The 11,431-nt window shown below is 70.0% G+C and carries 11 protein-coding genes and 1 tRNA gene; 3 read left to right on the forward strand and 9 right to left on the reverse strand.

Annotation, left to right across the window (positions count from 1 at the left end; genetic code table 11):
• Window positions 1-43 precede the first annotated feature (43 nt).
• The 4 genes from P1P70_RS31265 to P1P70_RS31280 all read right to left on the reverse strand — a co-directional run bounded on the left by P1P70_RS31265 (window position 44) and on the right by P1P70_RS31280 (window position 4,858).
• Window positions 44-1,477 carry a GH1 family beta-glucosidase gene (locus tag P1P70_RS31265; protein WP_319243760.1) on the reverse strand — a complete coding sequence of 478 codons (1,434 nt, stop codon included), beginning with the start codon at window positions 1,475-1,477 and terminating at the stop codon, window positions 44-46.
• A 128-nt stretch (window positions 1,478-1,605) separates the two neighbouring features.
• Entirely contained in the window at window positions 1,606-2,514 is a 909-nt protein-coding gene (locus tag P1P70_RS31270; RefSeq protein ID WP_319243763.1) for a carbohydrate ABC transporter permease, read from the reverse strand.
• Entirely contained in the window at window positions 2,511-3,539 is a 1,029-nt protein-coding gene (locus P1P70_RS31275) for a carbohydrate ABC transporter permease (RefSeq protein WP_045557722.1), read from the reverse strand. The genes P1P70_RS31270 and P1P70_RS31275 overlap by 4 nt, the downstream gene beginning before the upstream one ends.
• Window positions 3,536-4,858, reverse strand: coding sequence for an ABC transporter substrate-binding protein (locus P1P70_RS31280; RefSeq protein ID WP_319243765.1), 1,323 nt, complete (start codon window positions 4,856-4,858; stop codon window positions 3,536-3,538). Before P1P70_RS31280 ends, P1P70_RS31275 begins: the two co-directional genes overlap by 4 nt.
• 537 nt (window positions 4,859-5,395) lie before the next feature.
• Between P1P70_RS31280 and P1P70_RS31285 the strand changes: the two genes are divergently transcribed.
• Window positions 5,396-6,451: a LacI family DNA-binding transcriptional regulator gene (locus tag P1P70_RS31285; protein WP_319243774.1), complete on the forward strand. Its 1,056-nt coding sequence runs from the start codon at window positions 5,396-5,398 to the stop codon at window positions 6,449-6,451.
• A gap of 185 nt (window positions 6,452-6,636) precedes the next feature.
• Window positions 6,637-7,482, forward strand: coding sequence for a serine/threonine protein kinase (locus P1P70_RS31290; RefSeq protein ID WP_319243776.1), 846 nt, complete (start codon window positions 6,637-6,639; stop codon window positions 7,480-7,482).
• On the opposite strand, the gene P1P70_RS31295 is transcribed toward P1P70_RS31290, so the two are convergent.
• Window positions 7,457-7,897: a pyridoxamine 5'-phosphate oxidase family protein gene (locus P1P70_RS31295; protein WP_413471587.1), complete on the reverse strand. Its 441-nt coding sequence runs from the start codon at window positions 7,895-7,897 to the stop codon at window positions 7,457-7,459. The two genes, P1P70_RS31290 and P1P70_RS31295, sit on opposite strands and share 26 nt — an antisense overlap.
• Before the next feature lie 133 nt (window positions 7,898-8,030).
• Between P1P70_RS31295 and P1P70_RS31300 the strand changes: the two genes are divergently transcribed.
• Window positions 8,031-8,528: a hypothetical protein gene (locus P1P70_RS31300; RefSeq protein WP_319243769.1), complete on the forward strand. Its 498-nt coding sequence runs from the start codon at window positions 8,031-8,033 to the stop codon at window positions 8,526-8,528.
• Between the two features lie 72 nt (window positions 8,529-8,600).
• Here the strand turns inward: P1P70_RS31300 and P1P70_RS31305 are convergent.
• From P1P70_RS31305 to P1P70_RS31320, 4 genes are all read right to left on the reverse strand, one after another.
• A tRNA-His gene (locus tag P1P70_RS31305) sits at window positions 8,601-8,673 on the reverse strand.
• Between the two features lie 127 nt (window positions 8,674-8,800).
• Window positions 8,801-9,403 carry an oligoribonuclease gene (gene orn, locus P1P70_RS31310; protein ID WP_319243771.1) on the reverse strand — a complete coding sequence of 201 codons (603 nt, stop codon included), beginning with the start codon at window positions 9,401-9,403 and terminating at the stop codon, window positions 8,801-8,803.
• 103 nt (window positions 9,404-9,506) lie between these two features.
• Window positions 9,507-10,730, reverse strand: coding sequence for a helix-turn-helix domain-containing protein (locus tag P1P70_RS31315; protein ID WP_319243773.1), 1,224 nt, complete (start codon window positions 10,728-10,730; stop codon window positions 9,507-9,509).
• 378 nt (window positions 10,731-11,108) lie between these two features.
• Window positions 11,109-11,431, reverse strand: a 323-nt coding sequence (locus tag P1P70_RS31320) for a hypothetical protein (RefSeq protein WP_413471588.1), incomplete at its 5' end; no start/stop codon positions are given.

The following is an 11,431-nucleotide window of genomic DNA, read 5'->3' on the forward strand; positions in this document are numbered from 1 at the left end:
GTTTCCCCCAGGGGGCTCCCCAGCCCCCGGCCCTGTGGTTCCGTTACGCCGGAGTCGTCACCAGCGGCGGCAGCGCGCCCGTCTTCGCCGCCTGGCCGTACCAGTACGCGCTCGACTTCGGCGTACGGGTGAGGGTCGCGTAGTCGACGTACACGGCGCCGAACCGCTTCCCGTACCCGTACGCCCACTCGAAGTTGTCCATGAGGGACCAGAGGTAGTAGCCGCGGACGTCCGCGCCCTCGGCGATCGCGCGGCGGACCGCGCGCAGGTGGCCGTGGAGGTACGCGATGCGCTCGGGGTCGTGGACGCGGCCGTCGGAGTCCATCTTGTCGTCGTACGCGGCCCCGTTCTCCGTCACGTACATCGGCAGCCCCGGAGTCTCCCGGGCGTACCGCATGATCAGCTCGTGCAGGCCCGTCGGGTCGATGGTCCAGCCCATCTCCGTACGCTCGCCCGGCGTCTGGTGGAACAGGACGTCGTCGGCGCCCGGCCACGGCGAGTGCGTGCTCGCCCCGTGGCCGTCCGCCCGCGGTCCCTTCAGGTCGGCGTCCGCCGCACCCACCAGGGTCGGCGTGTAGTAGTTCAGCCCCAGCGCGTCCAACGGCTGGTTGGCCGTCGCCACGTCGCCGTCCTGCACGAACGACCAGTCCGTCAGCGACGAGGTCGCGGTGAACAGGGTCTCCGGGTACGCGCCGTGCAGCATCGGGCCGTGGAAGACACCGTTGGCCAGGTCGTCGATCTTCTTCGCCGCCGCCACGTCCTCGGGGGAGTTCGTGATCGGCCGGACCACCGACGAGTTCAGGCTCACCGCGATCGAGTTGCGGGCGGGCATCACCGAGCGGAGCGCCGCGACGCCCAGCCCGTGGGCCACGTTCAGATGGTGGGCCGCGCGCAGCGACGCCACCGGATCGGTACGGCCCGGCGCGTGCACCCCGGAGCCGTAGCCCAGGAACGCCGTGCACCAGGGCTCGTTGAGCGTGATCCACTGCTCGACCCGGTCGCCCAGCGCCTCGCCCACGATCCGCGCGTACTCGGCGAAGCGGTGCACGATGTCCCGCTCGGGCCAGCCGCCCGCGTCCTCCAACTCCTGCGGCAGGTCCCAGTGGTAGAGGGTCACCGCCGGCTTGATGCCCTTCTCCAGCAGCTCGTCGACCAGCCGCCGGTAGAAGTCCAGGCCCTTCTGGACGGCGGGGCCCCGGCCGGTCGGCTGCACCCGCGACCAGGAGATGGAGAAGCGGTACGAGTTGAGGCCCAGGTCGGCCATCATCGCCACGTCGTCGCGGTAGCGGTGGTAGTGGTCGACAGCGATGTCACCGGTCTCGCCACCGGCGGTCTTGCCCGGCGTGTGGCTGAAGGTGTCCCAGATGGAGGGCGTACGGCCGTCCTCCCGCACCGCCCCCTCGATCTGGTAGGCGGAGGTGGCCGCGCCCCAGAGGAAGGCGGGAGGAAAGGTCACCGGGTTCACGGGTTCAGGCATGGAAGCGCTCCCATAGTGGTCGTGGAGACCGACAGTGGTGGGTGGGGGGACGAGAGATGAGAGGGCCGGGACGGCGGTGGCCCGGCCCTCGGGGGGTTTCCGCGGTGGAGCGGACGGCGACGGGCCGCTCACCCCTTGATCGCGCCCTGCATGATGCCGCCGACGATCTGCTTGCCGAACAGGAGGAAGGCGATCAGTAGCGGCAACGTGCCGAGCAGCGCACCCGCCATGATCACCGACTGGTCGGGGATGTAGCCGGTGCCGAGGGCGTTGAGGGCCACCTGGACCGTCGGGTTCTGCTGGTTCAGCGCGAGGATCGGCCACAGGAAGTCGTTCCAGGCCATCACGAAGGTCAGCAGCCCGAGCACCGCCATCGCCGGCCGCGCCGCCGGGAAGACGACGTGCCACACGATCCGCAGGCTGCTCGCGCCGTCGACGCGCGCGGCCTCGATCAGCTCGCTGGGCAGCGCCTGGATCAGGTACTGCCGCATGAAGAACGTGCCGAACGCGCTGACCAGCGTGGGCAGGATGACCGTCTGAAGCTGGTTGGACCAGTTCAGGTCGCTCATCCACAGGTACAGCGGGACGACGGCCAGCTGCGGCGGGATCATCATCGTGCCGATGGTCAGCAGCAGCAGAACGCTGGAGAACCGGAACCGCAGCTTGGCGAAGGCGAACCCGGCGAGCGTGGAGAACAGCACCGTACCGATGGTGATCGTCCCGGCCACGAGCGTCGTGTTGAGCATCGCGGTGCCGAGCCCGGCCTGATCCCAGGCGGTCTCCAGGTTCTTGAACAGGTTGCCGCCGAACCACAGCGGAGGCGGCGCCTCGGCGAGCCGCTGGCTGGTGCGCGAGGCCGCGATCGCCGTCCACAGCAGGGGCGCGAGCGAGCCCACGGCGAAGACGGTCAGGACGACATAGGTGAGCGGCCCCGCGTGCATCTGCTTGCCCGCGCCCATCACCCGGCGGCGGCGGGGGGCCTTCGGCTCCGGCGCCCGCTGCGGCTCCCGGGGACGGGTCAGTTCGCTCGTGGTCATGGGGTCTTCCTCAGCCGTCGGGTGAGCAGCAGGTTGATCGCGGCCACGATCAGCAGGATCAGGAACATCGTCCAGGCGATGGCGGACGCCTTGCCGAGGTTGCCGATCATGAAGCCCTGGTCGTACATGTACAGGCCGAGCGTCTGGTACTGGTGCTCGGAGCCGCCCTTGGAACCGTCGGCCCCGCCGAACAGCAGGGGCTCACCGAAGAGTTGGGTCGCGCCGATCGTGGAGACGACCGCCGTGAACAGGATCGTCGGCCGCAGCTGCGGGATCGTCACATGGATGAACTGCTGCCAGCGGTTCGCGCCGTCGAGGGACGCCGACTCGTACAGATCGCCGGGGATCGCCTGCATCGCCGCGAGGTAGATCAGCGCGTTGTAGCCCGTCCACCGCCAGATCACGATCGTGGAGACCGCGAACTTCGAACCCCAGTTGGACTCACGCCAGTTGACGGGGTCGATCCCGATGAAGTCCAGCAGCCAGTTCACCATGCCGCCGTCCCAGGAGAACAGCAGCACGAACACCAGCGTCGCGGCCGCCACCGACGTGGCGTACGGGGTGAGCATGATGACCCGCCACACCGTCGAGCCGCGCAGCCGGTAGTTGAGCAGGTGCGCGATGCCGATCGCCACCAGCAGCTGGGGCACGGTCGCGATCACGCCGATGGAGAAGGTGACCCAGAGGGAGTTCCAGAAGAAGTCCGAGGACAGCAGGTTCTGGTAGTTGTCCAGGCCCACCCAGGTCTGGTTGTCCAGGTCGGACAGCTGCACGTTGTGCAGCGAGTACCAGCCCGTGTACAGCAGCGGGACGAGCGAGAACGCCCCGAAGATCAGGAAGAAGGGGGAGATGAAGACGTAAGGGGACGCCTTCATGTCCCAGCGGTACAGCCGGCTGCGCCACGAGTCGGTGCCGGCCGGCGGCGTACCGCGCCCCTGAGCGCCCCGGACCGCGCCCGGCTCATCGCCGGGCGCGGTCTCGGCGCTCGCCGCGGAATGCGCGAGTGCCTCTTTGGAGCTGGTCACTGGCCGAGCACGTCCTTGATCTCCTTGCTGGCGGCCTCCCAGCCCTCCTCAGGGCTCTTGCCCTTCTGCTCGACCTGCACGATGCCGATGTCGGCGATCGCGGTGCCGATCGGCTGGTCCTTGGTGCCGAAGTGCTGCACCGGGATCGTCTTCGCCGAGTCGGAGAAGATCTGCGTCAGCGGCGCGTCGGAGAAGTACGCGGTGGTGTCGGGGCTCGGCTTGAGGGTCGGGTACGCCGACGGGGTCGACGGGAAGCTGGCCTGCTTGGCGAAGACCTTGGCCTGCTGCTCGGGAGCGGTCAGCCACTTCGCCAGCGCGATGGCCTCCTTCTGGTGCTTGCTCGCCGTCGGCACACCGATGAACGCGCCGCCCCAGTTGGCCGCGGTCGGCGCCGCCGCCACGTCCCACTTGCCCTTGCCGGCCTCACCGGACTTCTCCTGGATGTAGCCGATCATCCACGCCGGGCAGGCCACCGTGGCGAAGCTGCCCTTGGCGTACCCCTGGTCCCAGGGCGCCTCGAACTGCTTCAGCTTCGCCGACATGTCGCTGGTCGCCACGGACATGGCCGCGTCCCAGGAGTCCTTCACACCCGTGGACTTCTCCCAGATGGCGTTGCCGTCCTTGTCGTAGTAGCGCTCGGTCGCGCCACCGAGGGCGGCGTTGTAGACGGAGGACGCCGAGTCCACGTACTTGGTGCCCTTCGGCGCCTTCTTCATGTACTCCTTGCCGACGTCGACGTACTTGCTCCAGTCGCCCTTCCACTGCTCGGCGAGCTTGGTGCGGTCGGTCTCGAGGCCGGCCTTCTCGAACAGGTCCTTGCGGTAGCAGATCGCCATCGGACCGATGTCGGTGCCGAGCCCGATGAGCTTGCCGTCCTTGGTCGTGGCCTGCTGGTTCTTCCAGTCCAGCCACTGCGACTTGTCGACCTCCTTGCCGAGGTCGACGAACTTGTCGCCCTGCGTCTGCACGGCCTCGGTGACGTTGCCGATCTCGATCGCCTGGATGTCGTCGGTGCCGGAGCCGGCCTGCAGCCGGGTGAGCGTCTTGGGCCAGTAGACCGAGGTCTTGGTGGTGACGTTCTCCTTGATGACGATGTCCGGGTTCTGCTTCATGTACTCGTCGTACAGGCCGGCCTGCTTGTAGCCGAAGACACCGAAGGTGCCGACCGTCAGCGTGGTCTTGCCCTCGGTGTTGCCGTCGCCCTCGTTCGACGAGCCGCCGTCCGAGTCCTCGGCACAGCCGGCCAGCAGCCCCGCGCCCAGGGCGGCGACGGCTGCCAGGACCACCGTCTTGCGGGCGGTTCGGGTACGTGCTCGCATTGCGTCCTCCTGATGCCCTGACGTGCCGACCCCCCGGCCAACGGTGTTGTTGGGCCCGTTAGTTCAAACTGCGGCTCGGGCGGGGAACGTGCGGGTTGTGTAAGTGCCAGGTACTGTGGGAGCGCTCCCACAAGTGATGTGTTGAAGAGTCGTCGGTTCCTGCGGGGGTGTCAAGGGAGCGAGCGCGGAGAGATGTCTTCGGTTATCGGGCTGTTAACTAACCCGGGGGCCGGCGCCCGGCCATGCCCGGAAACGGCCGGGCGGGGCCCGGGAATCGGCGTCGGCAGGGGGCGGACCGGGGCACGTACGGAGCGCGAGCGGGGCGTGAACGGGGCGCGGTGGGCTGGCGGAGGCCGACGGCAACGGTGCCGGAGCCGGGGCGCGAATCCCGCACGCGCACCCTGTGGGACCGTTGGACTCGTGTAACCAGCGGTCCGGCCGCTCGTACCGCGGCCGGACGAGCACTTCCCGGACGTCGTACGAGGATCAGGACTGTTAGATTCCACGCCAGCGCGGTGTGAACGGGAGGCGACCATGGTGGCAGGCCACGGAGCACGGGGCCGGAGCGGTGGGCGGCCGACGTTGGAAGAGGTCGCCGCACGGGCCGGTGTGGGCCGGGGGACGGTGTCCCGGGTGATCAACGGCTCGCCCCGGGTCAGTGACGCGACCCGCGCGGCGGTCGAGGCGGCCGTCGCGGAGCTCGGGTACGTCCCGAACACGGCGGCCCGCGCGCTCGCGGCGAACCGCACGGACGCGATCGCGATGGTCGTGCCCGAGCCGGAGACCCGCTTCTTCGCGGAACCGTACTTCTCCGACATCCTCAAGGGCGTGGGCGCCCAGCTGTCCGACACGGAGATGCAGCTCCTGCTGATCTTCGCGGGCAGCGACCGGGAGCGCCGCCGCCTGGCCCAGTACCTGGCCGCGCACCGCGTCGACGGCGTCCTCCTGGTCTCGGTCCACGCCGACGACCCGCTGCCGGATCTGCTGTCGCAACTGGAAATCCCGGCGGTGATCAGCGGCCCCCGCTCGGAGCACGAGACGCTCCCGTCCGTCGACTCCGACAACTACGGCGGCGGCCGCTCGGCGGTGGAGCACCTGATCGAACGGGGCCGCACCCGGATCGCCACGATCACCGGACGCCTGGACGTCTACGGTGCCCAGCGCCGTGTCGTCGGCTACCGCGAGGCCCTCGTCGACGCCGGCCGCGAGGTCGACGAGCGCCTGATCGTCCCCGGCGACTTCACGGAGGAGGGCGGCCGCAGGGCGATGAAGGAACTGCTGGCCCGCTGCCCCGACCTCGACGCGGTCTTCGTCGAGTCCGACGTGATGGCGGCGGGCGCCCGCCAGGTCCTCCGCGAGGCGGGCCGCCGCATACCGGACGACGTCGCCCTCGTCGGCTACGACGACTCGGCGATCGCCCGCCACATGGACCCACCCCTCACCAGCGTCCGCCAGCCCATAGAGGAAATGGGCCGAGCCATGATCGACCTCCTCCTCGACGAGATCGCGGACCGCCGCCCGGCGGTGTCGAGGGGCCTGGAACGACGCCAGGTGGTGCTGCCTACGGAGTTGGTGGCGCGGGCTTCTTCATGAAGTACGCCGAAGTACGCCATGGTTGCCCATGCACATGGTCGGCATGGAGGTGAACGATGGACATGGAGAGGGATACGGCGAATGCGGCCGTGCGGGACCAAGACGCGCGGGTGCGGCTGGAGGCAGCGGAGAGGCTCGCGGCGCGTGGTGAGCGCGGTGGGCGCGCTGCTGGCAGCCTGGCCTTCATGGAGAAGCTTGGTGGTGGCGGGGGAAGCACGGGCGACCACCCGCTGTTGGGCGTCGACGGAGTCGAAGGCCCCATAGGGGAGTACCTGGCCGGCATCGGCGACGTCTTCCGGGTGTTCGGGAAGCAGGACTCAGGGTGCGTGGCCTATGGCGTTCATCTGCCGGACCGCGATGAGCGGTGGTTCGTGAAGACGGCCCTCAGCGGGAGGGGGCTGCGGTCGCTGGAGCGGGCGTGGGACTTCCACCGGTCCGTCCGGCACCCGGTGATCGTCCCGCAGCTGCATCGGATCGCGTCCCGGTCCGGGTCGGCCGTGGTCATGCCCTGGCGGGACGGCGAGGTGCTGTACGACCCTGCCGAGCGTGGCAGAGGGGATCGGACGAGCCCCGGCAGCCCCATGGCCCGCTTCCGCTCGCTGCCCGTCGACCGGATCGAGGCGGCCTTCGCCCGCGTCCTCGACGCCCATCTCGCCGTCGAGGACGCGAGGTACGTCGCCGTGGATCTCTACGACGGCGCCCTGCTGTACGACTTCGCGGCGGGGGAGATGCGTCTGATCGACCTCGACGAGTACCGGCCGGGTCCCTTCGTGCTGGATGCTGAGCGGCTTCCGGGGTCCACGCGTTTCATGGCGCCGGAGGAGTTCGTGCGCGGCGCGACCATCGACGCGCGCACCATGGTTCACGCGCTGGGGCGCACCGCACGGCTGTTGCTGGACGCGGGGGACGAGGAGCGGGCCTGGCGGGGTACGGCGGCCCAACTCGACGTTCTGGAGCGGGCCACGCGCCCCGATTCTGGTCAACGCTTCGCGGGCGTGCGGGAGTTCAGGGAAGCCTGGCTGAGTAGCTGAGGTCCGTCGCCGTGAGTGAGTCCGGGGTCAGGCGCAGCCACATCGTGCCTCGCTCGGCCGGGTCGTCGTGCAGGTAGTGCACGAAGCGGGTGTCCCAGGTGGCCTCGTCGGTTCCCAGATAGCGGGTCAGCTTGCGGCGCCCCCTCGGCACGTCGAAGGGCACCAGTTCTCCGCGCCCGCGCGCGATGACCTGCTGGACCCGCCCCGTTGCGATGTCGCACTCGTCCACCACGAGGGCGAGGCGCGGGTCCTCCTTCACCCGGTCGAACAAGCGGGCCCATGGCCCCGTCAGCACCCAGAAGGCCCCGTCCTCCCAGAGGAACCAGACAGGGCGCACCGTGGGGCCGTTGGTCGCGAGGCGGGCGGTGAGGGGCTGCCGCAGGAAGTCGTCCACGTCGAAGTCGTGAGAGGCCACGGCTCTCATCCTCCTGTGCGCCACGGCTCCTGCCCAGCGACCTTCGACCTAGGACCTGGGACCAGGGTCTCGGCGTGCGACGAAGGGGCGCGTGCCACGATGCTTCCTCGACACACAGTTCTCAGGGGGGACCATGCGCACCCGTACCACCGTCTTAGTCGCTGCCGCGTTCATCGCCTTCACCGCGCTCACCGCGTGCACGTCCGACGACGAGCCTGGCGACACCGACAGCAAACCGTCCGCCGCAGCGAGGCAGCCGAGCGCCACGCCCAGCCGGTCCGCGACCTCGGACGCCGACACTGGCGACACCGCCGGTCTCGAAGCGGCGGTCCGTGCCTACACCGCCGCGTACTTCGCGAACGACCCCGACACCACCCACGGCATGCTGTCCGCCCGCTGCCAGAAGCGGATCACACGCGCCGGCATGGCCGCGCTGACCGAACGGGCCGAGCAGACCGAGCGTGCCGTCGGCGACTCCGAGCCGAAGGACGTGAAGCGGTTCGAGGTCGACGGGATATCCACATCCGGCGACGAGGCGCGCGTCTCGTACGGCGTCGGCATGCCCAAGTTCGACCAGAAGCAGGAGCCGTGGGTCCGCGAGGCCGGGGTCTGGCGCTACGACGACTGCTGAGCCCGGCGGCGGGTGACCGACCGCACACGAACGAGCCCCGATCTGTTCCCAGATCGGGGCTCGTTCCTCAAGGGTGAGTGACGGGACTCGAACCCGCGACATCCTGGACCACAACCAGGTGCTCTACCAGCTGAGCTACACCCACCATGACCGGCGGTTCATCCGAAGGTTTCACCGACCGGCCGAGAAAAAGTGTACAGGGTCTGAAGGGGTGCCCGTGCACGCGTTTCGGTGGGGGCGGTTCCGGGGCCGGCCGGGCCCCGGGGGCGGGGCTACCGCCCGGGCAGGACGTGCTTCGCGGCGATCGTGCGGGCCGTGTCCGAGTCGGGGCCGGGCTGTGGGACGAAGACCGCCTCGCGGTAGTAGCGGAGCTCGGCGATGGACTCGCGGATGTCGGCCAGGGCCCGGTGGTTGCCGTTCTTCTCCGGGCTGTTGAAGTACGCCCTCGGGTACCAGCGGCGGGCCAGCTCCTTGATCGAGGAGACGTCCACGATGCGGTAGTGGAGGTACTCCTCCAGCGTCGGCATGTCCCGCAGGAGGAAGCCCCGGTCCGTGCCCACCGAGTTGCCGCACAGCGGTGCCTTGCGCGGTTCCTTCACGTGTTCCCGTACGTACGCCAGGACCTGCTCCTCGGCGTCGGCGAGCGTCGTGCCGCCGGCCAGGGCGTCCAGCAGGCCGGACGCGGTGTGCATCTCGCGCACCACCTCCGGCATCGTCTCCAGCGCCGAGTCCGGCGGGCGGACGACGATGTCGACTCCGTCGCCGAGCACGTTCAGCTCGGAGTCGGTGACGAGGGCGGCCACCTCGATGAGCGCGTCGTCCGACAGCGAGAGGCCGGTCATCTCGCAGTCGATCCACACCATGCGATCGTTCATGTGTCTCACCTTACGGCCCGCGACAGCCGTACGGCCCGGTCCTGCACCAGCGTGATCACGGGGTGATCAGGTGCGGGACCGGGCCGTCACACAGCCCTGCGGGCTACGGCGCGCTGCGCTGGCCCGGCAGGCGGCCCGTCGCGTACAGCTCCGGCTTGGCGCCCTCCGTGGACATGGACGCCGACGGTGCCAGGGCGCTCGCCGCGGCCGTGCGCCGCGCCTGCAGCGGCACCGGGGCGTGCTCCGGCGACACCGACGGGCCCGGGACGCCGTGCGGACCGTCGTGGTGGTCGTTGTGCTTCTCGCCCTGGGGGCGACGGGCCCGGTACGCCGCCCGGTACGCCGCCGGGGACGACCCCAGCTGCCGCCGGAAGTGCCCGCGCAGGGCGACCGGCGAGCGGAAGCCGCAGCGACCCGCGACCTCGTCCACCGAGTAGTCCGACGTCTCCAGCAGACGCTGAGCCTGCAGGACGCGCTGAGTGATCAGCCACTGCAGGGGAGCGCTCCCGGTGAGCGAGCGGAACCGGCGGTCGAACGTACGACGGCTCATGTACGCCCGTGCCGCGAGCGTCTCCACGTCGAACTGCTCGTGGAGGTGCTCCAGCGCCCAGGCGACGACCTCGGCGAGCGGGTCGGCGCCGATCTCCTCGGGTAAAGACCGATCGAGGTAGCGCTCCTGGCCGCCCGATCGACGTGGTGGGACCACCAGGCGCCGGGCCAGGGCCCCTGCCGCCTCGTTCCCGTGATCTGTCCGCACGATGTGCAGACAGAGATCGATTCCGGCCGCGGTACCGGCCGAGGTGAGTACGTCCCCGTCGTCCACGAAAAGCTCGCGTGGGTCGACGTGGACGGACGGATAGCGCTTGGCCAGCGTCGGCGCGTACATCCAGTGCGTCGTCGCGGGCCTGCCGTCCAGCAGGCCGGCGGCGGCCAGCACGAATGCGCCGGTGCACAGGCCGACGATGCGGGCACCCTCTTCGTGCGCTCGGCGCAGTGCGTCGAGCGCCTCCTCCGGCGGCGGTGAGGTGATCGAACGCCATGCGGGCACGACCACCGTGCCCGCCCGCGAGATCGCCTCCAGGCCGTTCGGTGCGGTGAGTTCCAGGCCCCCTGTGGTCCGCAGCGGGCCTTCCTCGCCCGCGCACACCAGCAGGCGGTAGCGCGGTACGCCGGCGTCCTGGCGGTCGATCCCGAACACCGACAGTGGTATGGAACTCTCGAAGATGGGACCGCCGCTGAACAGCAGCACCGCGACGATCTCCTTGCGGCGTCGCCCGGACAGTTTCCGGGCCGCGGCTTCCGGCGCGGCGGTGGAGTCGTGGCTCATACTGCTAAGCCCCCCTCGGTGGTCGCGGCTCCTCGGTTGTGTCGCTCCTGCACGTTTCCCCTTGGTCCTGCACGAGTCCCCCGCCGTAAGACAGTCATGATCGAATCTACTGTGTCCCGTGGTGCCGGCGTGACCAGATCGCCAACCGGCACATTGTCGACATGGCAACTTGGCGTAAAGCATTCGATCACGAAGCGTTGCACTCGTGGGCCGCGCAGGGAAGTGCGCCTTGTCCCAGTGGCCGGTCCACGTAGGGTGCGCGAGGCCCCAGGACCCCTTTCAGTGCAGGTCGAACGGGGGGTGGAGGGGTGTTCGACCAAGGGAGGCGCAGGTGGCCGAAGTTGGCTGAAAAGATACGGGGGTGTGCGCGGAAACCGGTCAGTCGACCGGCGTACTTGCGCCGGAGTTCCGTCCGCCCCCGTGCGCCCCGGAGGTCGTGCGCCCGCGTCGGCCGCGCGCGGAGGTGCGATCTTCGGCCATCGAACGGGCGGCGGTGGCGCGGGCCGCGCGGGCGGCTCCGCGCTCGGACTGGCGGAGGAGGACGCGGCAGACTCCGGTGACCGCGGCGAGGCCGAGGGCCGCGCCTGTCGCGCCGGCGAGCGAGGTGCCGTACCAGACGAGGACGACCGGGACGAGGACGCAGCTGAACGCCGCCCAGCGGACCACGTCCGTGGCGGTGTCGGTGGGGGCGGGAGCGGGAG

This window comes from Streptomyces sp. MB09-02B, from assembly GCF_033794485.1.
Lineage (GTDB): Bacteria > Actinomycetota > Actinomycetes > Streptomycetales > Streptomycetaceae > Streptomyces.

What these genes read in the sequence shown, in the direction of transcription:
- P1P70_RS31265 (WP_319243760.1), bottom strand. Translation starts at nt 1,477, where the DNA reads ATGCCTGAACCCGTGAACCCGGTGACCTTTCCTCCCGCCTTCCTCTGG.
- P1P70_RS31270 (WP_319243763.1), bottom strand. Translation starts at nt 2,514, where the DNA reads ATGACCACGAGCGAACTGACCCGTCCCCGGGAGCCGCAGCGGGCGCCG.
- P1P70_RS31280 (WP_319243765.1), bottom strand. Translation starts at nt 4,858, where the DNA reads ATGCGAGCACGTACCCGAACCGCCCGCAAGACGGTGGTCCTGGCAGCC.
- P1P70_RS31290 (WP_319243776.1), top strand. Translation starts at nt 6,637, where the DNA reads ATGGAGAAGCTTGGTGGTGGCGGGGGAAGCACGGGCGACCACCCGCTG.
- P1P70_RS31300 (WP_319243769.1), top strand. Translation starts at nt 8,031, where the DNA reads ATGCGCACCCGTACCACCGTCTTAGTCGCTGCCGCGTTCATCGCCTTC.
- orn (WP_319243771.1), bottom strand. Translation starts at nt 9,403, where the DNA reads ATGAACGATCGCATGGTGTGGATCGACTGCGAGATGACCGGCCTCTCG.
- P1P70_RS31315 (WP_319243773.1), bottom strand. Translation starts at nt 10,730, where the DNA reads ATGAGCCACGACTCCACCGCCGCGCCGGAAGCCGCGGCCCGGAAACTG.